This window comes from Ciceribacter sp. L1K22, assembly GCF_017599385.1.
Taxonomy (GTDB): domain Bacteria; phylum Pseudomonadota; class Alphaproteobacteria; order Rhizobiales; family Rhizobiaceae; genus Allorhizobium.
On record NZ_JAGFPK010000001.1, the window covers coordinates 1,997,541 to 2,022,015 of the forward strand.

The following is a 24,475-nucleotide window of genomic DNA, read 5'->3' on the forward strand; positions in this document are numbered from 1 at the left end:
AAGGGTATGATTTTGTTGGGAGATAATTTTGTGCGGCGTTGGTGCGGGCTTTGGGAGTCCCAGTTGGCTGACCGCAAGAAGCCGGATTGGCGTGGTTTTTACTGCGATCCGTGATCGGAGAGCACGGCAGGCCGTGAATGGATCCTCGGGTCATCCTCGGGTTCAACCCGAGGATCCAAAGCCAGGCCAACCAACGTCGCTCAGGGCCAAACCTCAGGTTTCGCAAGGGTAGGCTCGGTGAGGCTGGAACCCACGGAACTGTGTCCTTCCGCACTTCCCCGCAGGTGGGGAGGTGGGCGGCGGCGTACCGCGAGGCCGGCAAATCGATGTCGCCCGGCGTTGACTTGAGATTGCTCCTCCGCCGACCTTGGATCGTCGACGCGACCTAGCGCCGGACCGGTGGTGTCAGTTCCTTGACCAGTTGCTGGAGCGCGCGCTGGTCGCTGGTATTGGTCTTGTCGTAGATCGCGCCGAGCTGCGATTTCACCGTTCCGTCGGAGACTCCCTGCGCCTCGGATATCTCCGAGCGCGTCAGCCCCTCCGAGACGTAGGCGACGACCCGACGTTCAGCGGGTGTCAGGCCGAACAGCGCGGCCACGGCCTCGATGGCCGTCTGCACCACGGCACCCGCGGAGGCAACGAAGATCGCAGCCGACGCACGGCTTTCGAAGCGGCCGGCCTTGGTGCGTCTGCGCAAGGGCAGCACATGCGCGACGGCCGGGCGGTCGCTTGAACCGAGGGGCAGATCGATGCCCTCGGCGCCGAGGCCGATTTCGTCTCTCGACCCCAGAATCACGGCCTTCTTCAAGGCGAGGTTCGCATGGGGAAATTGCGCCACAAGCTTTCCCGACCGCTGCTGCACCACAGTCTGGTCGCGTAGTCTCTCCTCGGCGGCAGCATTGGCGAACAGGATCTCCATGTCGTCGCCGACAATGAAGACGGCATGATGCAGGACTTCGATGACTTCGCGCAAAACCGCCGATTCGGTCCGCTCCATCTCCAGCATGTCATGGATCGTCACGGCCCGCCGGATATGCGGACCCAGCATGGCGACGAGCTCGAAAAGCCGTCGATCCGTCGGCTGGTATTTGACGGAGATATTGAGCGTTCCCACGCGCGTCGGACGTTTCAGCACGGCCATGTCGATCGAATCCAGCACGCCATAGCGGGCATGGAAATTCTGATAGAGCGCGCCGTTTCTCCACACGCTTTCGCCATCGTGCCCGTAGAGACGGAACATCCGCGCCAGCGTATCGGGTTCGTCGATGTTCATCTGCTGCAGAAGATGGAAGAAGGGGACGTCCTTGGCATGGGCGGCAAGGACCTGAATCGCCTCCTGATCGTCGCAGGCCACCTGCGCGAGACTGGCGGCGCGCGTACCGGTATCGAAGATCGCGAGCGTCGTCAGGAAGCCGTTGGTCTTGCGATTGATCAACGACAGCGCCTGACCCCAGGCATGTTCGCGCGCCACGCAATCGTAGATACTGCCGATCAGTTCCGAAAAATCTCTGTCCATGGGACGTCCTACCTTCAGGCCCAATATCACGGCCTCTTGATCGCAATGCGGAAGCACTACAGGGGACGGGACCGCGCCCCATCTCCCGCGCGGGGGATGCCGATCCCCGCGAAATCGATAAAACACCCACGTCGGCCGCAACCAAGACCTGCCGCCGATCACGACAACAACAGAAGGCAGACCAAAACATGACTTCGAGGTGCAAACGGCCGGCAGCCGAGATACCGCCGGCAATACGCAGTTCAGAGCCTCCGGTGACGCTTCTTCACAGTGCCGCGCGCCAAACGACCGCGGCCGCACGATGGCAAAAGGTCACGCTTTTGGCCTGACAGGGCAGCAAGTCCAATCCTGTGACACCCGGCGGTGACATCCGAATGCCGGATGGGCCAGCCAAACGGGCGACGGCCTTCATCAAGCACTGCACGGCCGCGAACCGGCAAGGGCGACCGCAGCCTCTCACCCCGAGATCCGGGACGAGGCGCTTCGCCACACGGTGACAGACGTCCGGCTCTCTATCCGCTCATGTCCGGGTCACAGGGAAGGCCGAACGGCCCTTTTGTTGAAATGAAAACAACTGCCGTGACGCTCACGGCTCGATACTCACACCAAAATCTTATGGAGTTCAAAGTGCCCAAATTTCTGATCGAACGCAATATCCCCAACGCCAGCGCGCTCAGCGCGTCTCAACTTCGCGACATTTCCGTCAAGTCCAATGCCGTCGTTTCCGGATTGGACGTGCCCTATGTCTGGCACAATTCCTACGTGGCCGGCGACAAGGTCTATTGCGTGCATGAGGCTCCCGATGCCGAGACCATCTATCGGCACGCGAAGGAAGGCGGTTTCCCCGCCGATCTGGTGACGGAAATCGTCGCAGAAATCGGCCCCTCCACGGGCGCCTGACGGGGAAAGTGGCAGGAGGCATCCCCCGCGCCTCCTGCCACGAACAGCTCCCATCGACGGATTGGACACACCATGGCACGGGTAGACTGCGACCTCCGGCCGCCAGCGATAGCGACCCAAACAAAGACGCGACGATATCTACCAGGGTGGACGAAGGCCCTGTTCGACCGGATCGTTGCCCACATGGCCGAACGGCGTGAAAGGCGCCAGGCGCTGGATGCCCTCGACAGCCTGCCGCTCGACTTGCGCAAGGATCTCGGCTGGCCGGACATGGAGCGGCCGCGCAGGCGAGAGTGACCGATCCGGACCGGTCTCCCACTAGGAGGTTTCCGGCAGCGCGATGCTGACAGGTTTTGGCATTTGTTGATTGCAGATTGCAACCGGATGCCCGAAGATGTCGCGCGAACGGAGAGGATCATGGCCAGGCTCGTATTCGGAATGAACCAGTCGCTGGACGGCTATGTCGATCACATGAAGTTCCGGCCCGACGCGACGCTGTTCCGTCATTTCGTGAAGGAAACGCAGGAGCAGGCCGGCAGTCTCTATGGCCGGAAGATCTATGACATCATGCGCTACTGGGACGATGAGCAGCCGGACTGGGACGCCGATCACCGGGAATTCGCCGCCGCCTGGTGCCGCCAGACGAAATGGGTGGTGTCGCGCACGCTGACCGAGGTCGGACCGAACGCGGTTCTCGTCGGCAGCGATCTGGAGGGTGAGGTGCGGCGGCTGAAGGCCGAGGTCGACGGCGAGATCGAGGTCGCCGGTCCGTATCTCGCCAGAACCCTGACCGAACTCGGCCTGATCGACGAATACCGCATCTACCTGCACCCGGTGGTGCTCGGCGCCGGCACCCCCTATTTCGCCGGCCCGCGCCCGCCGCTGAAGCTCATCGGGCATGACCGGATCGGCGAGGATGTGGTGCGGTTAAGATATGTGCCGGGGTGAGGGCAGGCGCGTTTGGGATGTGGTGCCGATATTGCAGGACCGCGTTCTTATGAAAAGTCGATGATCATGTCCTCTGCCCTCCCAGGAGCAGCGACCTGCAACCGCATGCCATAGCTCTCGCCCGGACAGAGTGTCAGGCTGGGACTGCCGTGCCGGGCGATTGTGTTCAAGGCTGCGCTCGGCGGTGTGGTGGTGGGCAAGGTCAGCGTGATGTCGAGGATGGTCGTCAAGCCTGCGCCGTGCTGCAGCGCCCCCCGTTTCTCTGGCGGCCATTCTGCCGGTGCCGTTGAACCGGGTGATTCAAACATCATCGGCTGTCGCGGATCGTCGCTGTCGGTCGCGACCGCGATCGAAATGCCCTCCGGAAGGTAGGGAGGGCTGAAAGCCCATGTCGCTACATCGATGACGGGGCCGGGCAGGGTGCGCCGCCAGGCAATGCCGAACGGACAGGCATCCGTCTGTCGCCACAACGACCTCTCATAGAGACCAGTGCGTGCGATGCGGCTGCTTCTGGCTTCGGCCGCATCCTCGATCCAGAGAAGTTCGAGGAACATGTTGTCGAAGCAGAAGCAGACATTGGCGGTTCCCTGACCCGGATGCCTGCGCCGGTAGGTCTCGACAAGACCCATCGCCGTCAAACGGGCAATCTCCGGCCCATCTGGCTCGATAAAGAGAAACACGTGGTCGATCATCCGCGCTCCCGCTACGTCGTCGGGGATGGTAGCCGACTTGGCCCGCGACAGAAAGGCCGGCGGACGCCCCCTTCAATCCCGCTTCAATTCTCCCATGCGGTTCCAGGCGTCGAGCCCGGCGATCTTGTAGGCTTCGGCGAGCGTCGGGTAGTTGAAGGTATTTTCGACGAAGTACTCGACCGTGCCCTTGAGGTTCAGGACGGCTTGGCCGATGTGGACGAGTTCGGTGGCGCCTTCGCCGACGATGTGGACGCCGAGCAGGCGGCGGGTTTTCAGCGAGAAGATCATCTTCAGCATGCCGCTGTCGAGACCCATGATGTGGCCGCGCGAGGTCTCGCGGAAATGCGCGATGCCGCATTCGTAGGGGATGCCGCGCTGCTGGACTTCTTCTTCCGTCAGTCCGCAGGTGGAAATCTCGGGCACGGCGTAGATGCCGTAGGGGAAGAACTGCGGCGGCTCCTGCGCCGGCGCGCCGACGGCGTGGCGGGCGGCGATGCGGCCCTGTTCCATCGAGGTCGAGGCGAGCGAGGGAAAACCGACCACGTCGCCGGCGGCATAGATGCCGGGCACGGATGTCTGGAAGGTGTCGGGATCGACCTTGATGCGGCCGCGATTGTCGGCCTCCAGCCCGATGGCCGGCAGATTGAGCGTATCGGTGGCGCCGGTGCGGCCGGCGGCGAACAGCACCATTTCCGAATGCAGGATGCGGCCGTTCTTCAGCGTGACCGTGCACTTGCCGGTCTCGTCCTTCTCCACCGTCTCGACCGTCTGGCCGAAGATCAGCTTCATGTTGCGATCGCGCAGCTGGTAGGTGAAGTCCTCGACGATCTCCTTGTCGATGAAGTCGAGCATGGTGTCGCGCGGCTCGACGACGGTGACGGCGGTATCCAGCGCGGAGAAGATAGTGGCGTATTCGATGCCGATCACGCCGGCGCCGATCACGACCATCGAGCGCGGCAGCTCGGTGATTTCGAGGATTTCGTCGCTGTCGATGATCGCCTTGCCGTCGAAGGGAATGTTGGACGGACGGTGCGGGCGGGTGCCGACGGCGAGCAGCACGGCGCTGGCGCCGACGTGGACGATCTCGCCGTCCTCCTTGACGATCTCCAGCGTGTCGCGGTCGACGAAGCTCGCCCGGCCGCGCAGCTGGCTGACGCGGTTGCGGGAAAACTGGTGTTCCAAGACGTCGACCTCGTGGTCGAGGGTGATCAGCAGGCGCCGGCGCAGGTCTTCGGCGGAAACGTCCTGCTTGACGCGGTAGGCGCGGCCGTAGAAACCGCGTTCGCGCCAGCCGGTGAGGTTGAGCGCGGTCTCGCGCAGCGTCTTCGACGGGATCGTGCCGGTATGGACGGAGACGCCGCCGACGCGCCGGCCCTGCTCGATCACCAGCACCTTCTTGCCGAGCTTGGCCGCCTGGATTGCCGCGCGGCGTCCGGCCGGTCCGCTGCCGATCACCACGAAATCGTACTGGTTCATGTAAAGCTGTCCTGTCGAAAGGTCGTCTTGAGGGGGCGAGAATCGCCGCACTGCAGCAAGACTAGCGCGGCAATCTAACCGTTTCGTTATCGTTGCATGAAATGCGGCTTGAAAGGTGCGCGTCGGCGGCGGACAGAATCGACAAGTATAACCGTCCAATTCTGATCAGGGTGTGATGCGCGCTATTTCTAAAGATCGCCACTTTTGCTAGAGATGCGCCAAACCGGACGCGCGGGGGCGCCCGTCCTCTCAATTCTCCGGGGTGTGCCCGGTCACCAAGGGAAACGACGCGATGACGTCGCCGCGTGCAAAACAACAATCGCCGGTGTCGCTTGCCGGCATCTTATCCGCCTACAAGGGCCTTCTCTTCACCATCGCCTGGATCAGCGGTGTCGTGAACGTGCTGGCGCTGACGGGCTCCTTCTTCATGTTGCAGGTCTACGACCGGGTCATCCCGAGCGGCAGCCTGCCGACGCTGCTCGGTCTCGTCATCGTCGTGACGGTGCTGTTCGTCTTCTACGGCCTGCTCGAATATCTGCGCTCGGTCATGCTGATCCGCTTCGGCTGGTCGGCCGACCGGCGGCTGAGCGCACCGGTTTACGACGCCGCCATGCGCCTGCCGCTGAAGACCGGCCAGCAGAACGACGGCATGCAGTCGCTGCGCGATCTCGACCAGGTCCGCGCCTTCATGTCCGGCATGGGACCGTCGGCCTTCTTCGACCTGCCGTGGATGCCGTTCTACATTCTGATCTGCTTCTTCTTCCATGTCTGGATCGGCGTCTTCGCGCTCGTCAGCGCGACGCTGCTGGTCTTTTTGGCCCTCGTCACGGACGTTCGCTCCCGCAAGCCGGTGGAGGAGGCGAACGAGAAGGCCTCGCAGCGCAGCCAGCTCGCCCAGGCCGCCAAGCAGAACTTCGAGGTCCTCTGGGCCATGGGCTTCCACAACCGTATGGCCGAGCGCTGGCTTGCCGCCAACGAGGCCTTCCTCGAAGCGCAGGCCCGCGCCAGCGACACCTCCGGCGGCCTCGGCTCGATTACCAAGATCATCCGCCTCGGCGCCCAGTCGGGCATTCTCGCCGTCGGCGCCATCCTGGTCGTGAACCAGCAGGCGACCGGCGGCATCATCATCGCCAGCTCGATCCTCCTCAGCCGCTCGCTGGCACCCGTGGAACTCGCCATCAGCCAGTGGAAGGGTTTCGTCTCCGCCCGCCAGGGCTGGCACCGCCTGGTGCGGCTGATGGACGTCATGCGCGACGCCCCGCCGACGGTGAAGCTGCCGGCACCCGCAAAAACGCTCTCCGTTTCCGGCCTGACCGTGGCCGCGCCCGGCGGCGCCCGCGCCATCGTCATGGACGCCACCTTTCAGCTGCAGGCGGGCGACGGCCTCGGCATCATCGGACCGAGCGGGTCCGGCAAGTCGACCCTGCTGCGCGCACTGACCGGCGTGTGGACGCCGGCCCGCGGCGAGGTTCGCCTTGACGGCGCCACGCTCAACCAGTGGGACGCGGCCGAACTCGGACGCCATATCGGCTTCCTGCCGCAGCAGGTCTCGCTGTTTGCCGGCACCATCGCGGAAAACATCGCCCGTTTCGACCCGGATGCGAAGTCCGAAGACATCCTGAAGGCGGCGCAGGCCGCCGGCTGTCACCAGATGATCGTCCAGATGCCCGATGGTTTCGACACGCCGATCGGCGAGCAGGGCGGTATCCTGTCGGCCGGACAGCGCCAGCGCATCGGGCTTGCCCGGGCGCTCTACGGCGATCCCTTCCTCGTCGTCCTCGACGAACCCAACTCCAACCTCGACGCCGAGGGCGAACTGGCGCTCAACGAGGCGATCCTGAGCGTGCGCCGGCGCGGCGGCATCGCCATCGTCGTCGCCCACCGGCCGAGCGCGCTCGCGCCGCTCGACAAGGTGATGATGGTTGCGGCCGGCCGTATCCAGGCCTTCGGTCCGCGCGACGAGGTGCTGCAGAAGGTGACGGCGCCGCTGCCGCCGCAGCCGCAGCCGCAGCCGCCGACATCGCCGCAACGGCCGGTGCGGCTGGTTACGGACAAAGAATAGGAGGCGAACATGGCTGTCATCACCCACGGACCGATCGCCACGCCCGGCAAGAGCGTTCGCCTGCAGATGGGCCTCGCCTACGGCGCGCTCTTCCTCCTCGTCGTCGTCATGGGCGGGCTCGCCGCCATGGTCAATCTCTCCGGTGCCGTCGTCACCGGTGGACATCTGGTTGTCGCCACCTATCCGAAGGCGGTCCAGCACCTGAAGGGCGGCATCGTCGCCGAGATCGAGGTCGCCAATGGCGACCGCGTGCATCAGGGCGACCTGCTGATCCGTCTCGACGATACGCAGACAAAGGCGATGCTCGGCATCGTCAGCAACCGACTGGACGAGATGCGTTCCCGCGAGGCGCGGCTGTCGGCCGAAATCGCCGGTTCCGCTTCGGTCGCCTTTCCGCAGGACTTGCTCGACCGCGCCGAGCGCGAACCCGAGGTGGCGCTGCTGATTAGCGCCGAACGCAACCTGTTCGAGGCGCGCCGATCCTCGCTCACCCGCAAGCGCGAACAGCTCGGCCAGCGGATCGAGCAGCTGCGCCGCGAGATCGAGGGGCTGAAAGCGCAGAGCGCCGGCAAGGCGACCGAGATGGAGCTGATCCGCAAGGAAGCGTCGGGCGTGCGCGAGCTCGTCGGCAAGGAGCTCCTGTCGGTCACGCGATTGAACGCTCTGGAGCGCGAAGAGGCCCGTCTCGTCGGCGAAACCGGCGTGCTTGTCTCATCGATCGCCCAGACCGAGGGCCGGATCGTCGAAACCGATCTGCAGATCCTGCAGCTCGACGACGACCTGCGCAGCGAGGCGGCCGCCGATATCCGCCAGGTGCAGGCCGAGATCGCCGAGTTTTCCGAACGGCGCATCGCGGCGGAAGACGATCTGAAGAAGATGGACATCATGGCCCCGCAGGACGGCGTCGTGCATCAGCTGAGCGTGCATGCCCCAGGCGCCGTCGTGACACCGGGAACGCCGATCCTGACGGTCGTGCCTGTCAGCGACAGCCTGATCGCCGAAGTGCGGATTTTGCCGCAGGACATCGACCAGCTGAGCCCGGGCCAGGAGGCGACGCTGCGCTTCAGCGCCTTCCACCACGCCACGACGCCGGAGATCAAGGGCAGGATCGAGCAGGTCTCCGCCGACCTCACCGTCGACCAGCGCAGCGGCATGGGCTACTACGTCGCCCGCATCGGTCTGGAGCCGGAGGAAGTCGCCAAGCTCGGCGCGGTGACGCTGGTGCCCGGCATGCCGGTCGAGGCCTTCATCAGGACCACCGACCGCACGATCCTGTCCTACCTCCTGAAGCCGGCCAGCGATCAGTTCGCACGGGCGTTCCGGGAGGAATAGGGGAAGCGAAGACAGGCAGATAGACATGAAAAAAAAGGCCCCGAGCGGGGCCTTTTTTATTGCGTGGCGAGTTGGTCCTAGAACTTCACGCCGACGCCGGCATTGATGACGTGCTGGCGGAAGTCGACGTCAACGCCGTCGACCTTGGTCTCCAGGTAATCGTTGTAGCGGTATTCCAGCCGGCCGAAGACGCGGTCGGTGAAGGCGTAGTCGACGCCGGCGCCGATCGTCCAGCCGTTCAGCATCTTGGTTTCGTCAACAGCCGCGCCCTCGACGTCGAACCGGGTCGCCGTCCAGCCGCCGGCGGCGTAGACGAGCGCCCGGTCCATGGCATAGCCGACGCGGCCGCGCACGCCGCCCGTGATCGAGGTGTTGCCGGTGTCGCCGTTATAGGTCTCCTCGTTGGCGTCGTAGCTCAAGTCCGCCTCGATACCGACGAGAGTAGAGGGGGCGACCGTCCAGTTATAGCCGGCGAAACCGCCGAAGCGGGCGCCGTCGAAGTCGAAAGTTTCCGATGCGCCGCCGGCCGAGATCTTGCCGTCGGCCCAGCCGTAGCCGGCGTGAAGGCCGACATAGAAACCGTCCCAGGCGAAGGTCGGCATGGTGGGCGCGGCGGCCGGGGCCTGCGGAACATAGTCTACGGCATCGGCCGACATGGCCGAGGTGGCCGCGAGGAGCCCGACAACGGACGCGAGCAGGATGGACTTGATCATGGAAACCCCCGGGAGAAAATTGCAGTTCAGTAGAATTGACGTTTGTCATAACAAAACGACTGGCGGACACGGAGTCCAAGCTTTGCATGGATCGGCGTCGTTAGGGTCTTTGCCGTCGGATTTCCAATACCTGCCGACAGCAGGATAGCCGTGGATTTGCAGAAACACGTGTCCAAAAACTGCATGCTTTCCGGGACGCAGCGCGTCGTCGGGGCTGGACAGGTCGATCACGAACCGTCAGCATGCGGCGATTATTTCTTGACGATTTTCAATTCCGAGCGTGCCGGAAGAGTGCGGGAGGCGACCGATGGAGGCCGGACGGTTCGGATCGAACGAAGCCGCCTACGAGGCCGCCATCCGCCATTGCGCCGGCAGCATCCTGCCGATGCATCTCGGCGAAAAGCTCGTCAACAAGATCTTCGGTCGCTCCATCCAGTCGCATGCCGCAGGCCTGCTCGCCGCCATGCATTGCGAGGCCCAGATCGGCATTGGTGATCCGCCGACGCTTGCCGTCCTGCAACAGAAGATCGGCAGCCCCCGGACGCTCGCCTCGTTCTTCGCGCTCCTGAAGCTTGCCGGCTATATCCGCGCCGTTCCGGTGGAGGGCGATCGCCGGCAGAAGGTGCTGGAGCCGACCCATCTCTTGCTCGACGGCTTGAAGACCTGGCTCGCCCACCATCTGCGCTGCGCCGAGATCGCCGCCGTCGGACTGCCGGCGCCCGGTCTTGCCGACAGGCTGCTGTCTAACGCGGACTATGGTGTCCGCTACGTCGCGGGAACGCGCATGCTGGTCGCGCGGACGCGGGAAGAAATGGCCCGCGACCACGCCTGGGCCTGGTTCGATCGCTACGACTGCGGCGACCGCATTGCGCTGGCGCTCGCCCGTTCGCATTACGATCCTGTGGCGCGGGACGCGCGCGAGGACTGGTTTCCGTTCGAGGCCCGTTCGCTTGCCTCCGCCCTCGGCATCTCGCATTCCCATATCCGCAATGTCCTGAATGGGGCCGAGGCACGCGGTTATCTCAGCCAGGACCGGGGCAGGGGGCGGCTTCGGCTCGAACAGCCTTTTCTCGACGACATGCGAACCTGGCACCTGACCTTCTGGGGCTGGCTGGCCGAGGTGGCGCACGGCGCGGAGCAAGACCCTGAAGCCGAAGGGTCGCGATAGGGGTGAAAGCTGTGCCATAGTGCGGCCGACCCGACGAAAGCGATTCCATGCCGCAGCTGAACAACCGTATCGATCCCGTGTTCGACCGCGAGGGGGTGAAAAACCCCGTTTCGGTGCTGAAGCAGGTCTATGGTTACCCGGCCTTTCGCGGAAGGCAGGCCGAGGTGGTCGAGCAGGTGGTGTCGGGCGGCGATGCCGTCGTGCTGTTTCCGACCGGTGCCGGTAAGTCGCTCTGCTACCAGATCCCGGCGCTTTGCCGTCAGGGGGTGGGCATAGTCGTCTCGCCGCTGATCGCCCTGATGCGCGACCAGGTGGAGGCGCTGAAGCAGCTCGGGGTGCGTGCCGCGGCGCTCAATTCGACGCTGTCGCGCGAGGAATTCATGGAGATCCGTCGCGAGATCGCAGAGGGTTCGCTCGACCTCCTCTATGTGACGCCGGAACGGATCGTCACACCGGGGTTCCGCGAGGTGATCGGCAGTGCGAAGATCGCGCTCTTCGCCATCGACGAGGCGCATTGCGTGTCGCAATGGGGCCATGACTTCCGGCCGGAATATCGGGAGCTCGGGCGGCTCGCCGCCGATTATCCGGGCGTGCCGCGGCTGGCGCTGACGGCGACCGCCGATCCGCATACCCGCGACGATATCATCGAGCGGCTGGGTCTGGGGCAGGCGAAGGTCTTCACCACCTCCTTCGACCGGCCGAACATCGCCTACGAGATCGTCGAGCGTGACCAGCCACGTCAGCAGCTTCTGCGCTTCCTGTCGCGCCACAAGGGATCGAGCGGCATCGTCTATTGCCTCTCCCGCGCCAAGGTGGAGGAAACGGCCGAATGGCTGAACGGGCAGGGCATCCGGGCGCTGGCCTATCACGCCGGCATGGATCGCAGTGTCCGCGACGCCAATCAGGACGCGTTCCTGAAAGAGGAGGAACTCTGCCTCGTCGCCACGGTCGCCTTTGGCATGGGCATCGACAAGCCGAACGTGCGTTATGTCGCCCATCTCGATCTGCCGGGCTCGGTGGAGGCCTATTACCAGGAGACGGGCAGGGCGGGCCGCGACGGCCTGCCGTCCGAGGTCTGGATGGCCTACGGCATGGCCGACGTGATCCAGCGCGGCCGGATGATCGACGGCGGCAACTCGACCGAAGAGGTCAAGCGCGTCGAGCGGGCCAAGCTCAACGCGCTGCTCGCGATCTGCGAGACGCCGCGCTGCCGCCGCCAGGCGATCCTCGCGCATTTCGGCGAAAGCCATGGGGGCCAATGCGGCAATTGCGATACCTGCCTGAAGCCCGTCGAGACCTGGGACGGCACGGAAGCCGCGATCAAGGCGCTCGCCGCCGTCTATCGCACCGGCGAGCGCTTCGGCGCCGGCCACCTGATCGACGTGCTGACCGGCACGGAGAACGAACGCACGCAGCGCTTCGGCCATGTCGACCTGCCGGTGTTCGGCGCGGGCAGGGATATTCCCAACAAAACCTGGCAGTCGGTCTACCGCCAGCTGCTCGCCGGCGGCTTCGTCTGGGTCGACCACGAGGCCTTCGGCGCGCTGAAGCTCGATGGCGAAAAGGCAAGGCCCGTCTTCCGCAAGGAAGAGACGGTGCTGTTCCGCAAGGACCGGCCGACCAAGGGCAAGACGTCGAAGGCGTCTTCGCCGCGCGCGGCAAGCGCCCGCGCCAGCCTCGACCAGGCCGATGGCGAACTGTTCGAGGCGCTGCGGGCAAAACGCATGGAGCTTGCCAAGGAGCTCTCCGTCCCGCCCTATGTCATCTTCCCCGACACAACGCTGGTCGCCATGGCGACCGAGCGGCCGATGGACGAGGACGAGATGCTGGAAATCTCCGGCGTCGGGCAATCCAAGCTCGAACGCTACGGCGAGGACTTCCTCGAGGTGATCCGGGCGCACAGCCGCTGATGACGGCGATCCGCTCTGCGGGACGTCAGCGGGGGAGCGGAGCGATGATGACCGTATTCATCACGGTCGCCGGTATCCACATCTCGCGTCGCTCCGTGTCGAGCGTGAAATCGGCCGGCCCGAAAATTTCGACGTCTTCATGAATGGTCCCGATGAATTTGCCGTCCGGTTCATGAAGGGTCAGTGTTCCGGCAATCGACGGGCCGAGCCCGCGCCAGTCCGACACGATGATCGAACCGGTATCCGTCAGGACGATCCCGTCCAGAATGCCATGTGGACCGGCGTCGAGCTTGCGCACCGAACCTGTCGCATCGATCTCGTAAAGATCACCGCCCTCGAAGGCCGCGCCGACCGAAACGACAAGAACACGTGCGTTCTTTTCGTCCCAGACGAGACCGTTGGCGCCGGCTATTCCGTCCGCGAAGATGGTGAACACGCCGGACGCGGGATCGACGCGATAGACGGTCCCGCGGAATGTGTCGCTGACGATGAGCTTCCCGTCCCTCGCAGCGACGTCGTTGAGAAGCGACGGTTCGTTGCCGGGGACTGTTGCCGTCAAGACCTGCTTGCCCGTCAACAGATCGAAGCCGACAATGCGATCGATGTCCGCGACATAGAGCCGTCCGTCCAGTACGGCCATGCCTTTGGGCGCATCGAGTTTCGCATCCGCCGGCGGAAAGGCATGAAGGTTGACGATCCGGCCGTCAGCGTCCAGTGCGCTGATGAAGCCGTCGCCGTCATGAGCGACAGGATCGAGGGACAGCCCGATGTTCGACACGAACCGGCGGCCATTGTCGATCAGAATGCTTTCGGGGTTCTTGAATCCTTCGATGATGCGCCCGGAAGCACGGGCATCGACGCTTGTCGCGCCAAGGGTTGAGACGAGGAGGATGAGCAGGCTGCGAATGTGGGTCGACATGATCTATTTGCTCCGTTTCAGGTGAAGCAAGGCTAGATCAGGTGGCCGCTGCGACCGCTCCCGTATCCGTCAGACCTGAACCCGTTCCGGTCAGGATCGCTTTGTGGCCGACAGGCTCTGCTGCTATTTTGCGGCCATGATGGATCAAGTGTTCTCCAAGGCAAATCTGGCGCGCCGTTTACTGACGGAACTTGAAAGCTTTCGTGTGTCCGGTACGCCGGGCGTGACCCTGCATGCGGCAGGGCTGTTCTCTTATTGTGCGCTCTCGCGGGAACGGTTGATGCCCGTGCGTCTGAGGTTTCCTGTCGTGGGGATCGTGCTGTCGGGTTGCAAGGAGATATGGAGGGGCGAGCAAACCGAACGACTGGATGCCGGTTCGGTTTTCGTGCTGCCCGCCAATATCGAGCTCGACATTGTCAACGAGCCCGATCCGCGCGTGAATGTCTATCAATCTCTCATCATGGAGATCGAGCCGGACAAGATTCCGGACCTGCCGGAGCCGGACGCACCGCCCGGTGCGCTCTGCGGTGATTGCGCCATTCCCCTGACCCCTGGCCTGGTGGACGCGATGCTGCATGCGGCGCGCAAAATCGCGATGGGGCCGGCCGCCGAACCGGTGCGGACGGCGCGGCTTTTGGAGCTTTTCGCCTTGCTGCGCGGGGAAGCAGCCGCCCGGCCGCTGTTTCGCTTGTCTGTTCCCGAACGCGTCGCGAGGACGGTGCGTGCCGCGCTCGATCGACCCTGGACGGCGGCGGACGTGGCCCGTCGCCTCGCAATGTCGGAATCGACGTTGCGCCGTCGCTTGGCCGCCGAGGGACAGTCATTTTCGGCGATACTGCGTCGGGAGAGAATGCAGGCCGCCCGTCGGCTGATTGCCAAAGGGGTCGGAAGCGGCGTTGCCGCCGCTTCGGTCGGCTATTCATCCCGTGCGCATTTCGCCGAAGCTTTCCGCGCTACCTTCGGGGACAATCCCAGCGATGTTTCCCCCTCGCTTCATCCGTATCAGCCGTAACTGCGCCAGCCTCGACCTGAAACACCGCCGATCGCTTTTCACTGTGCCTTCTGGCGCAGGCGGTCGGTGGCGAGTTCCATCGCGAGAACGATCGCGAAGATCACCAGGATGATGGTCGAGGCGTTGCGGTACTGGAAGAGGTCGAAGGCGACCTTCAGTTCCTGGCCGATGCCGCCGGCGCCGACGAGGCCGAGCACGACGGAGGAGCGGACGGCCTTTTCCAGCGCGAACTGCGAGGTGTTGATCAAGGACGGCATGATATCGGGCACGACGGCGCCCGACAGCACCGAGAAGCGCCCGGCGCCGGCGGAAAACAGCGCCTCCTGCGGCTCCTTGTCGGCATCCTCGATGGCTTCGGCGAAGAAGCGGCCGCAAAAGCCGATCGTGTCGACGATGATGGTCATGGTGCCGGCGACGGCGCCGAGCCCGATGGAGGCGACGAAGAGCAGCGCCCAGACCATGTCGGGCACGGTGCGGAACAGCGAGATCATCACCTTGAAGACGTGACGGAACGGACCGATCGGCGAGAGCGTCCGCGAGGCGAGCCAGGCGACGGGCAGGCTGAGCAACACGCCGATGACGGTGCCGACGAAGGCGATCTGCAGCGTTTCGATGGTGCGCCAGGTGACGCGCATCAGGAAACCGGGCTCGAGGCTCGGCGGCATCATGCGCTCGACGAGGTTCGCCATGCGCGGCATGCCGTTCAGAAGCTGGTTCGGCGTCGGTGCCACCTGCGTGGCCGAGACAATCAGCAGGGCGCCGAACGCGACGAGAAGGGCGAAGGTGAAGGGAGAGGCGCGGAAGAAGCGGGCGGGCACGGCATCACGCATGGAACACACCGTTCAGGCGTTCGCGGTCGACACCTGCGACCGGCAGGTCGAAATGCACGCCGCCGGCCTTCAGCGCGACGATCCTGTCGGCGAAGCTCAGCGCATGGTCCATGTCGTGGGTCGTGTAGACGAGGGTGATGCCCTTTTCGCGGACGAGGTCCGAGAACAGCGCCATCACGTCGCGGCCGGCCGTCGGATCGAGGCTGGCGGCCGGTTCGTCGGCGATCATCAGCTTCGGCTTGCGCACGAGCGCGCGGGCGATCGCGACGCGCTGCGCCTGGCCGCCGGAGAGCTCGTCGGCGCGCGACGTCGCCTTGTGCGAGAGCTTGACCTGCTCGAGCGCGTCCATCGCCTCCTCGCGGGCTTCGCGCTCGGCGATCGCCTGGTGCCAGGCACGCCAGCTGCCGGGCAGGCCGAGCTTGCCATGCACGACATTGGTCAGCACTGACTGCCGGCGCACGAGGCCGTGGTTCTGGAAAACGAAGCCGATCTGCTGGCGCATGCGCTTCAATTGCGTGCCGTTCGGGGCGTTGCGGAAGGCTTCGCCGAGGGTGGATATCTCGCCCTCGCAGAACGGCGTGTGGCCGATCAGGCATTTGAGCAGCGTCGACTTGCCGACCCCGTTGGCGCCGACCAGAGCGACCCGCTCGCCGCCGCGAATGCGGATGTCGACCCCGGAAAACACCGGTTTGCCATTGGGATAGCCCTTCTTCAGGCCCTGCGTGCTGATGACGTCCATCTTGGCTCTTCTTTCTGCGGATATGACGAGGGGCCGGCGCTGAGGGCGCCGGCCCATTGGCGGGATGGGGAGCGATCCGCTCAGTTGACGAAGTCGTTGAAGGTGTCGACGCCGATCGTGCGGTACATCGAGCGCACGTAGTCGTAGTCGCTGTCCTTGACCTCGGTCAGGAAGAAGCCGCCCTTGAATTTCTGGTTGTCCTCGCCCTGGAGAACGGCGGCCATCAGGTCGTTGCCCTTTTCGGCGAAAGCGGTGCGGACCTTGGTGACGACCTCGTCCGACAGATCCTTGCGGGCGACGAGGATGTCGTTCGGCAGGTCGCGGCCACGGGCGAGAACGGCGAAGGCGACATCCGGAAAGGCTTCACGGATGGAATTGAGGTGGCCGAAATTGAGGCCGATGGCGGCAATGTCGCCACGGATCAGCGCTTCGGCCGCGACGTTGCGGGCGAGAATGACGGGCTCGTAGTCCTCATTGTACTTGAGGCCGAAATCGGTGAGCGCCTGGGCGGGGCCAAGATGCTGCGAGGTGGAGCCGACCGAGCCGAAGGAGACCTTCTTGCCCTTCAGGTCGTCCAGCGAGCGGATCGGGCCGTTGGCGAGAACGGCGATCTGGGCAAAATAGTCCGGACGCTGCCAGGCGACGACGATCGTCGGCTGGGCGAGTTCCTTCATGACGACGTATTCGGCGGGGCCGGTGAGCACGAGGTCGACCTGTCCGGAGTTCATGGCCTCGACGGCCGAGGTGCGCGAGCTGACCGGGAAGAGCTCGACTTCGAGGCCGGTAGCCGCTTCGAGCGCCTTTTCGAACCCGCCGAATTCCTGCTGCAGGGCTTCGAGGCCTTCGATGTCGGTGACGGCGAACTTGACGCTCTCGGCCGCCGCCGGGGCGATGGAGAGCAATGAGAATGCGCAGGCTGCGAGAAGGGAGCGGATCATGAAATTTTCCTTTGCTGTATAGACAGGAACATCTTCCGCGACTATCCCTAGCGGCGACACGTGACGGGCACGTGACAGTTCGCGGGCCCGCAGCCGAAAAACGGACACAGAGAGACGAGCATGAACTGGATCATCCGCAACGGCGCCGTGCTGGGCTCCGAAAGGCTCGACCGCGCCGACCTTTTCATCAACGAGGGCAGGGTGTCCGGACGGGCGTCCGACGGCCGCGAGATCGACGCCGAGGGACTGCTCGTCCTGCCGGGAATCGTCGACATCCATGGTGACGGCTTCGAACGGCAGATCATGCCGCGTCCGGGCGTGCGCTTCGACGTGGGGCTGGCACTGCGTGACACCGACCGGCAGCTGGTGGCGAACGGCATCACCACGGCCTTTCACGGCGTCACCGTCTCGTGGGAGCCGGGGCTGCGGTCGCTGAAGGCGGCGGAGGATTTCGTCACGGCCCTTCTCGCCGCCCGCCCGCATCTTGCCTGCGATACCCGCCTGCACCTGCGCTGGGAGACGTTTGCGCTCGACGCGCTGCCACATGTTATCGACTGGCTGGCGCTCGATCCGAAACCGGTCGTGGCGCTCAACGACCACACCACGGGCTCGGTGCTGAAGGGCACGATCGCCCGCAAGATCGGTCAGATGGCGGAGCGATCGGGGCTGTCGCGCGAGGACTACATGGCCCTGCTCGACAGCGTCTGGGCGCGGCGCGACGAGGTGGCCGGCGCGATCGAACGGCTGGCGATGGCCGCGCGCGACAACGGCAACGTGCTGCTCGCCCATGACGAGGCCTCGCCCGACGAGCGCCGGCATTTCCGGGCGCTGGGGGTTGTGTCGTCCGAGTTTCCGCTGACGCTGGAGACGGCGGCTGAGGCGCGCTCGGCCGGCGAACACGTGATCCTCGGCGCGCCGAACGTGGTGCGCGGCGGCAGCCACAACGGCGCGCTCGACGCGACGACGGCGATCCGTGACGGGCTTTGCACCGTGCTCGCCTCCGACTACCACTATCCGTCGCCGCTGCACGCCGCCTTCCGGCTCGCGTCACCTGGGGACGAGGGGTTCGCGAAGGCCTGGGCACTGGTCTCCGCCAATGCCGCCGCCGCCGCCGGCCTCTCCGACCGGGGCCGTCTGGAGGAGGGAAGCCGCGCCGATATCGTGCTGGTCGATGCGAAGGATGTGCGCTATCCCAAGGTGGTCGCGACCTTTGTCGGCGGACGGCTCGTCTATTCGGCCGCGACTCTGCTAGCGTCCGAATCCGTGGCCGCCTCGGCCGCCGCCTGACCGGACCCGGAAACCTCATGCTCGACACGCCTGAAATCCCGCTCGCCGCCTTCGACGGACTGGTCTTCGGTCCGCGCAGCGACATGCCGATCTGGCAGCAGATCCGCGACCATATCCTCGGGCTGATCGAAGGCGGAATATTGAGGCCTGGCAGTCAGTTGCCGGGAGAAACGCATCTGGCCGCAAGCCTCGGCGTCACTCGCATTACCTTGCGTCAGGCACTGCAGCAGCTGCAGAATGAGGGGCACCTGACGGCGCGCAAGGGCGTCGGCATCTTCGTGCGTAGCCCGCCGGCGATCTTCTCCGTCCGCGACGGCCATCCGTTCCGGGAAAACATCGAGACCCACAGCGCCCCGATCACCACGGACACGCGCTTCATCCGCCGCGAGGTCGCTACCGCCGAACTGGCGGCGCGGCTCCGGATCGGCGAGGGCGCAGGGATCATCCACCTGCGCCGCCTGCGATTGCTCGGCGACCAGCCGGTCTACGTCAACGACAAGTATTTCCCGGCCGACCGCTTCGCCGATTTCGAGGCCGTCTACGCCGAGCGCCAGTCGGTGACGGATGTGTTCCGCGCCAACGGCATCGCCGCCTTCCGGCGGGTCGAAACACGGATCAGCGGCGGTTTCTCGACGGCGGAGGAGGCGGAAAACCTGCGGCTGACACCAGGGACGCCGGTGTTTCATCTCAACGCCCGCAACGAAGACGGCAACGGCCGCACGATCGAATGGACCGCCGGCTGCTGGCCGCTGACCTCGGTCGAATTCGTGTTCGGGGCGAAGTCGGACTAACGCTTCAGATCAGCCTGAGCCCCTTGAGGCTCGCATGGCCGTCCTTGCCGATGATGATGTGGTCGTGGACGGCAATCCCGAGCGGCTTGGCGGTGGCGATGATTTCCTTGGTCATCTCGATATCGGCCCGGGACGGCGTCGGATCGCCGGACGGGTGGTTGTGCACGAGGATCAGCGCGGTGGCCGAGAGTTCCAGCGCCCGCTTGACCACCTCGCGGGTATAGACCGGCGTGTGGTCGACCGTGCCGCGGCCCTGCACCTCGTCGGCGATCAGCGTATTGCGCTTGTCGAGAAAGAGAATCCGGAACTGCTCGCGGTCCTCGTAGGCCATGGCGGTGTGGCAGTAGTCGATGACGGCTGACCAGGAGGAGAGCACCTGCTTTTCGCGCAGCTCGCTTTTGAGCATACGCTGCGCTATCGCCGCGATCAGCTTGAGGTCGGTCGCGACCGACTCTCCCACCCCCTTTACTTCCTTCAGAAGCGGCACCGGCGCGCCGATGACGCCGGCAAGCGTGCCGAAGCGCGCCAGAAGCGCCTTTGCGGTCGGCTTGGTGTCGCGGCGGGGTATCAGGCGGAAGAGCAGGAGTTCCAGCAGTTCGTAGTCGGCGAGCGCGCCGTCTCCGGCTTCGCGGAACCGGTCTCTCAGACGGTCGCGGTGGCCGTGGTAGTGCTCGGTTTCTGCTGCCGGGATAGCGGGTTTTTTCGGCGTGGCGGGCTGGTCGGCGAAGAAGCCGCGCTCATCCGCCGGGTCGTCCATGATCGACTGGCCCGCGTCCGCGCCGGAGGACGCGGTGTCACCATCCTGCGGAGCGTCGAGCGGGTCCCGTCCCATGTTGTCATCCCTGGAGTGGCGGAAGGCCTGGCCGGTCGAGGCCGGCTGGCGAGAGGGTGAAGATCTCGCAGCCGGTGGCCGTGACGCCGACGGTGTGTTCGTACTGCGCCGTCAGCGAGCGGTCGCGGGTGACGGCGGTCCAGCCGTCGGAGAGCACCTTCACATGCGGCTTGCCGAGATTGATCATCGGCTCGATGGTGAAGATCATGCCTTCCTTCATTTCCGGGCCTTCGTCGGCGCGGCCGTAATGGAGGATGTTCGGCGCGTCGTGGAACAGGCGGCCGACGCCGTGGCCGCAGAAGTCGCGCACGACGGAGCAGCGCTCGGCCTCCGCATAGGTCTGGATCGCCTCGCCGATGGCGCCGGTACGCGCACCGGGACGCACGGCGGCGATGCCACGCATCAGGCATTCGTGGGTGACTTCCAGCAGGCGCTCGGCGGCGCGCTTGATCTGGCCGACCGGATACATGCGGCTCGAATCGCCATGCCAGCCGTCGAGCAGGTAGGTGACGTCGATATTGACGATATCGCCGTCACGCAGCGGCTTGTCGTCGGGAATGCCGTGACAGACGACGTGGTTGATCGAGGTGCAGACCGAATGCGTGTAGCCGCGATAGTTCAGTGTCGCGGGCACGGCTCCGTTGTCCATGCCGAATTCGAAGACGAAGCGGTCGATCGCATTGGTGGTGACGCCGGGCTTGACGATATCGGCCAACGCGTCGAGGCAGCGGGCGGTCAGCTGGCAGGCCTTGCGCATGCCGTCGAAATCCTCGCTGCCATAGAGCCGGATCGCGCCGGTATTCTTGAGCGGCGCGGTTGCCGCGTCGATATAGTTCACCATAGGGGTGCTTTCGCTAAATTTCAGGCTTGTCTCGTACTTAATGCAGCAAGGGCCGGTTCGTCCATGGCGATCGGGCCTTTCGGCGCGATTTCGCTCGGGCTGACGCGGCAATTGACGGCATAGGCCTCGACGCCCGCCGCGACCGCGAGCGCGAAGGCCGCCGCATAAGCCGGATCGAGATCGCCCGAAAGCTTCAGGCGTTCGCAATCGTCTCGCTGGACGACATAGAGCATCACCGCCCGGTGCCCCGCCGCGACCATCTCGGCCAGATCCGCCAGATGCCGCGCGCCGCGATCGGTCACGGTATCGGGGAATTCGGCCAGCCCCGGAACGCGGGTGAAGTGCACGTTCTTGACCTCGACATAGGCGTCGGGCCGGCCGGGCGAGGTGAGCAGGAAATCGATGCGGGAGTTGCGGGCATAACGCTGCTCGCGCCGGATGGTCTCGTAGGTGCCGAGATCGGCGACCATCCCCGCCCGGATCGCCTCCTCGCCGAGCCGGTTGGCGAGTGCTGCGTGAACGCCGACCACCGTCCCGTCCGCCTCGATCAGCTCGAAGGCATAGCGATGCTTGCGCGCCGAGCCGAGGTGATCGGAGAGCCAGATGCGCGAGCCGGGCGCGGTCAGGCCCAGCATCGAGCCGGTATTCGGGCAGAACCCGGTGATTTCAGAGCCGTCCTCAAGCACCGCGTCGAACAGAAAGCGCTTGTAGCGGCGGATGAGCGTGGCCGGAACGAGCGGCGGGGAGAAGAGCATGGGAAGGGATTAGCGGGTTTTGAGGGAGGCGGCAAATTCAGCTAATTGCGGAAGGGTTGGCATTTGCCCTCATCCCCCTGCCGGGACCTTCTCCCCGTCCGGACGGGGAGAAGGGAGATGGAGCGCCGACCGTGCCACACGTCCCTTCTCCCCGCTCGCGGGGAGAAGGTGGCGGCAGCCGGATGAGGGGCAGGTTGGCTACACCCTCTCCAGCACATAACTCCCCGGCGCGTCGGCGATGGCGTTCAAGGCGCCGCCGCCGGGTTTGCGGGCGGGGACCCGATCGGCGTCGAGCGCCTCAATCCAGGTCTGCCAGTGCGGCCACCAGGAGCCGGCGGTTTCCTTGGCCTTGACCAGCCAGTCCTCGTAGTCACCAACAGGAGCGCCGCCGGTCCAGTACTGGTATTTCTTCTTGTCCGGCGGATTGACGACGCCGGCGATGTGGCCGGAGCCCGAGAGCACGTAGGTGACCGGGCCGCCGAAGAAGCCGGAGCCGACGAAGACGGATTTCGCCGGCGCGATGTGGTCCTCGCGGGTGGCGAGATTGTAGATCGGGATTTTGACGTCCTTCAGCGAGATCTTTTTGCCGGCAAGCGTCATCTTGCCCTTGGTGAGGTTGTTGTTGAGGTAGCAGTTGCGCAGGTAGAAGGAGTGGTTGGCGGCTGCCATGCGGGTGGAATCGGAATTCCAGTAGAGAAGGTCGAAGGGCATCGGGTCCTGGCCCTTCAGGTAGTTGTTGACGAAATAGGGCCAGATCAGCTCGGAGGCGCGCAGCATGTTGAAGGCCTGCGCCATCTTCGAGCCGTCGAGATAACCCGCCGCGCGCATGCGCTCTTCCAGATCGTCGAGCTGTTCCTCGTCGACGAACACCTTGAGGTCGCCGGCATGGGTGAAGTCGACCTGGGTCGTGAAGAGCGTTGCGCTGGCGATCCGGGTGTTGCCTTCCTTCGCGTGAAGGGCGAGTGCTGCCGAGAGCAGCGTGCCGCCGACGCAATAGCCGATCGCGTTCACCTCCCGCTCGCCGGTGACCTTTTCGATCGTGTCGAGCGCGAAGTCGACGCCGTCGCGGATGTAGTCCTCCCAGCCCTTCATCGCGTGCCGCTCGTCCGGATTGACCCAGGAGATCACGAACACGGTGTGGCCCTGGTCGACGCACCACTTGATGAAACTTTTCTGCGGGTTGAGGTCGAGGATGTAGAACTTGTTGATCCACGGTGGGCAGATGAGGAGAGGGCGCTTCAGCACCGTCTCGGTTGAGGCCTCGTACTGGATCACCTCGCAGATCTCGCTCTGGGCGATCACCTTGCCCGGAGTGACCGCCATGTTGCGGCCGACCTCGAACTTCGAGGCATCGGTCTGGCGGATTCGAAGATCGCCATGTCCGGCAGCGATGTCCTCGGCCAGCATCTGCATGCCCTTGACCAGGTTCGCGCCACTTGTGGCGACCGTCTCGCGATAGAGCTGCGGATTGGTTGTGACGAAGTTCGCCGGCGACAGCGCCGCCGTCAGTTGCCGCACGTAGAAGGCGGCCTTGTGGCGGGTGTGCTCGTCGAGCCCCTCGGCATCCGTCACAAGCTTGTCGGCCCAGGCGGAAATCGCCAGATAGGCCTGTCGGAGAAAGTCGAAGAACGGGTTCTTCTGCCAGTCCTCGTCGCTGAAGCGCTTGTCGGTGACGGGGGCGGGCGATTCGGCCGGTGCTTCGCCCGAGAGCCGTTGCAGGCTTTTCATCCAGATGCCGAAGAGCTCGTTGAGCAACATCGACTGGGCCTCGACCGTACGCTTCGGGTCGCTCATCCAGTATTCGGCGACCTTCGACATCGTCTTGATCATCTGGGTCGCGGGTTCGGCGACCGGGTCGACGATCTCTCCGGTTTCGCGCGGGCGGAGCCATTCCGAGGCCGCCTTGCCGAGGTTTTCGAGTGCCCGGGCGGCATTCATCGCCATCGCCTGCGGGTCCTTCACGATGTAGGGCTCGATCAGCGCCGGGTCGATCGCCGGCCGACCGCTTGCCGATGCCTGCCCCGTCTCCTTCTGCTCGCTCACGTGCTCCTCCCCGGCAGTCTTTTCTTCTGTGATTTGTATTTGCACATTCTCGCGCAAAACAGCTAGAAGTTCCAGCATGACCAAAGCATGGTCTTTGGGCGAGGATATGGCCCCGGCGGACGGTTTTTTCCGGGGATTTGGACGGGACAGACATGGTGACACGCGCGCTTTCGATTCTCCGCCGCTCGAACACGACCGGCTACGGCACCGCCGCCGTTCTGGCGCTTGCGATGGTCGCCGGTGGCTGCGCGTCCGACCGTCCGGCGCGTGACCCGTCTGTGCAGATGTCGCCCTCCGCCCAGGTGACGGTGCGGGACGAGGACGAGCCGGCGCGCCAGGCCGCGGTTGATCCGGATGGCTATCCGACCTTTGCCGAGCCCCTGACCGCCGCCAACACGCAGCTCACCGATGAGGACGCGGCCTCGATTTCAGCCCGTCTTTCGGCGTTGTCGCGGGCGCGCAAGGCCGGCACTGTCTCGGAGGCGGATTACCGGCGGCAGCTGCAGATTTTGCGCAAGCTCGCCGCCCAGCATGGGGTCGACGCCGAGGCGGCGATCGCCAATTAACGCTTGCGTTTCACGGCATTTGGACGCAAAGCACGAGAGTTGCTGTCGCCAGGTTGAATGTTTCGCGGCCGCATGTCCGAATTGCGCCGCACTGCGGTGCGACGGATGGAAGGATCGACCGGGCTCAAGCGGTTCGCGGCAGGCCGATCGCAAAACACGGGAGCGAACCCACCGCACGCGGCCGGTCGCCGCGCCGTTCCACGGG

Annotated in this window: 23 protein-coding genes; 11 read left to right on the forward strand and 12 right to left on the reverse strand. The window is 64.9% G+C overall.

What is annotated here, in order from left to right; genetic code table 11:
- Positions 1-385: 385 nt before the first annotated feature.
- The gene (locus J5J09_RS10015; RefSeq protein ID WP_208549746.1) at positions 386-1,516 is read right to left on the reverse strand and encodes a helix-turn-helix transcriptional regulator; all 1,131 of its coding nucleotides are present in this window, start codon (positions 1,514-1,516) and stop codon (positions 386-388) included.
- 627 nt (positions 1,517-2,143) lie between these two features.
- On the opposite strand from J5J09_RS10015, the gene J5J09_RS10020 reads away from it, so the two are divergent.
- The 3 genes from J5J09_RS10020 to J5J09_RS10030 all read left to right on the forward strand — a co-directional run bounded on the left by J5J09_RS10020 (position 2,144) and on the right by J5J09_RS10030 (position 3,364).
- Positions 2,144-2,416, forward strand: a complete 273-nt coding sequence (locus J5J09_RS10020; RefSeq protein ID WP_208549748.1) for a nickel-binding protein — start codon at positions 2,144-2,146, stop codon at positions 2,414-2,416.
- A gap of 72 nt (positions 2,417-2,488) precedes the next feature.
- Positions 2,489-2,713: a hypothetical protein gene (locus J5J09_RS10025; protein ID WP_208549750.1), complete on the forward strand. Its 225-nt coding sequence runs from the start codon at positions 2,489-2,491 to the stop codon at positions 2,711-2,713.
- A 120-nt stretch (positions 2,714-2,833) separates the two neighbouring features.
- On the forward strand, positions 2,834-3,364 hold the full coding sequence (locus J5J09_RS10030) for a dihydrofolate reductase family protein (protein ID WP_208549753.1): 531 nt from the start codon (positions 2,834-2,836) through the stop codon (positions 3,362-3,364).
- Positions 3,365-3,411: 47 nt separating this feature from the next.
- Here the strand turns inward: J5J09_RS10030 and J5J09_RS10035 are convergent, their stop codons facing one another.
- Positions 3,412-4,056 (reverse strand): VOC family protein, encoded by a 645-nt coding sequence (locus J5J09_RS10035; protein ID WP_208549755.1) that lies wholly within the window; start codon positions 4,054-4,056, stop codon positions 3,412-3,414.
- A gap of 72 nt (positions 4,057-4,128) precedes the next feature.
- A complete protein-coding gene (gene sthA / locus J5J09_RS10040; protein ID WP_208549757.1) occupies positions 4,129-5,532 on the reverse strand; it encodes a Si-specific NAD(P)(+) transhydrogenase in 1,404 nt (467 codons plus the stop codon).
- Positions 5,533-5,824: 292 nt separating this feature from the next.
- On the opposite strand from sthA, the gene J5J09_RS10045 reads away from it, so the two are divergent.
- Positions 5,825-7,594: a type I secretion system permease/ATPase gene (locus tag J5J09_RS10045; RefSeq protein ID WP_208549760.1), complete on the forward strand. Its 1,770-nt coding sequence runs from the start codon at positions 5,825-5,827 to the stop codon at positions 7,592-7,594.
- Positions 7,595-7,603: 9 nt separating this feature from the next.
- Positions 7,604-8,926, forward strand: coding sequence for an HlyD family type I secretion periplasmic adaptor subunit (locus J5J09_RS10050; protein ID WP_208549763.1), 1,323 nt, complete (start codon positions 7,604-7,606; stop codon positions 8,924-8,926).
- Positions 8,927-9,003: 77 nt separating this feature from the next.
- Here the strand turns inward: J5J09_RS10050 and J5J09_RS10055 are convergent, their stop codons facing one another.
- Complete coding sequence (locus tag J5J09_RS10055) at positions 9,004-9,636, reverse strand: outer membrane beta-barrel protein (protein WP_208553510.1); 633 nt, start codon at positions 9,634-9,636, stop codon at positions 9,004-9,006.
- 310 nt (positions 9,637-9,946) lie between these two features.
- Between J5J09_RS10055 and J5J09_RS10060 the strand changes: the two genes are divergently transcribed.
- On the forward strand, positions 9,947-10,807 hold the full coding sequence (locus tag J5J09_RS10060; protein WP_208549765.1) for a hypothetical protein: 861 nt from the start codon (positions 9,947-9,949) through the stop codon (positions 10,805-10,807).
- Positions 10,808-10,854: 47 nt separating this feature from the next.
- A complete protein-coding gene (gene recQ, locus J5J09_RS10065; RefSeq protein WP_208549767.1) occupies positions 10,855-12,717 on the forward strand; it encodes a DNA helicase RecQ in 1,863 nt (620 codons plus the stop codon).
- 25 nt (positions 12,718-12,742) lie between these two features.
- Here recQ and J5J09_RS10070 read toward each other — a convergent pair whose 3' ends face one another.
- On the reverse strand, positions 12,743-13,636 hold the full coding sequence (locus J5J09_RS10070; protein ID WP_208549770.1) for an SMP-30/gluconolactonase/LRE family protein: 894 nt from the start codon (positions 13,634-13,636) through the stop codon (positions 12,743-12,745).
- Positions 13,637-13,739: 103 nt separating this feature from the next.
- Here J5J09_RS10070 and J5J09_RS10075 point away from each other — a divergent pair, with 103 nt between their 5' ends.
- Positions 13,740-14,648 carry a helix-turn-helix domain-containing protein gene (locus tag J5J09_RS10075; protein WP_208549771.1) on the forward strand — a complete coding sequence of 303 codons (909 nt, stop codon included), beginning with the start codon at positions 13,740-13,742 and terminating at the stop codon, positions 14,646-14,648.
- Between the two features lie 38 nt (positions 14,649-14,686).
- Here the strand turns inward: J5J09_RS10075 and phnE are convergent, their stop codons facing one another.
- The 3 genes from phnE to J5J09_RS10090 form a co-directional block, all read right to left on the reverse strand.
- Positions 14,687-15,478: a phosphonate ABC transporter, permease protein PhnE gene (gene phnE / locus J5J09_RS10080; protein WP_208549772.1), complete on the reverse strand. Its 792-nt coding sequence runs from the start codon at positions 15,476-15,478 to the stop codon at positions 14,687-14,689.
- Complete coding sequence (locus J5J09_RS10085) at positions 15,471-16,217, reverse strand: ATP-binding cassette domain-containing protein (protein ID WP_246745823.1); 747 nt, start codon at positions 16,215-16,217, stop codon at positions 15,471-15,473. The genes phnE and J5J09_RS10085 overlap by 8 nt, the downstream gene beginning before the upstream one ends.
- Before the next feature lie 80 nt (positions 16,218-16,297).
- Positions 16,298-17,155: a PhnD/SsuA/transferrin family substrate-binding protein gene (locus tag J5J09_RS10090; RefSeq protein ID WP_208549777.1), complete on the reverse strand. Its 858-nt coding sequence runs from the start codon at positions 17,153-17,155 to the stop codon at positions 16,298-16,300.
- A 120-nt stretch (positions 17,156-17,275) separates the two neighbouring features.
- Between J5J09_RS10090 and J5J09_RS10095 the strand changes: the two genes are divergently transcribed.
- The gene (locus J5J09_RS10095; RefSeq protein ID WP_208549780.1) at positions 17,276-18,442 is read left to right on the forward strand and encodes an alpha-D-ribose 1-methylphosphonate 5-triphosphate diphosphatase; all 1,167 of its coding nucleotides are present in this window, start codon (positions 17,276-17,278) and stop codon (positions 18,440-18,442) included.
- 17 nt (positions 18,443-18,459) lie between these two features.
- Entirely contained in the window at positions 18,460-19,233 is a 774-nt protein-coding gene (gene phnF, locus J5J09_RS10100) for a phosphonate metabolism transcriptional regulator PhnF (protein ID WP_208549784.1), read from the forward strand.
- Between the two features lie 4 nt (positions 19,234-19,237).
- On the opposite strand, the gene radC is transcribed toward phnF, so the two are convergent.
- The 4 genes from radC to phaC form a co-directional block, all read right to left on the reverse strand.
- Positions 19,238-20,065 (reverse strand): DNA repair protein RadC, encoded by an 828-nt coding sequence (gene radC, locus J5J09_RS10105; RefSeq protein ID WP_208549786.1) that lies wholly within the window; start codon positions 20,063-20,065, stop codon positions 19,238-19,240.
- 4 nt (positions 20,066-20,069) lie between these two features.
- Positions 20,070-20,906 carry a type I methionyl aminopeptidase gene (gene map, locus J5J09_RS10110; protein WP_208549795.1) on the reverse strand — a complete coding sequence of 279 codons (837 nt, stop codon included), beginning with the start codon at positions 20,904-20,906 and terminating at the stop codon, positions 20,070-20,072.
- 20 nt (positions 20,907-20,926) lie between these two features.
- A complete protein-coding gene (sfsA, locus tag J5J09_RS10115; protein WP_208549798.1) occupies positions 20,927-21,661 on the reverse strand; it encodes a DNA/RNA nuclease SfsA in 735 nt (244 codons plus the stop codon).
- 198 nt (positions 21,662-21,859) lie between these two features.
- Complete coding sequence (phaC, locus tag J5J09_RS10120) at positions 21,860-23,653, reverse strand: class I poly(R)-hydroxyalkanoic acid synthase (protein ID WP_348646481.1); 1,794 nt, start codon at positions 23,651-23,653, stop codon at positions 21,860-21,862.
- A gap of 203 nt (positions 23,654-23,856) precedes the next feature.
- On the opposite strand from phaC, the gene J5J09_RS10125 reads away from it, so the two are divergent.
- Positions 23,857-24,270 carry an SHOCT domain-containing protein gene (locus J5J09_RS10125; RefSeq protein ID WP_208549804.1) on the forward strand — a complete coding sequence of 138 codons (414 nt, stop codon included), beginning with the start codon at positions 23,857-23,859 and terminating at the stop codon, positions 24,268-24,270.
- The last annotated feature ends 205 nt before the right edge of the window (positions 24,271-24,475 follow it).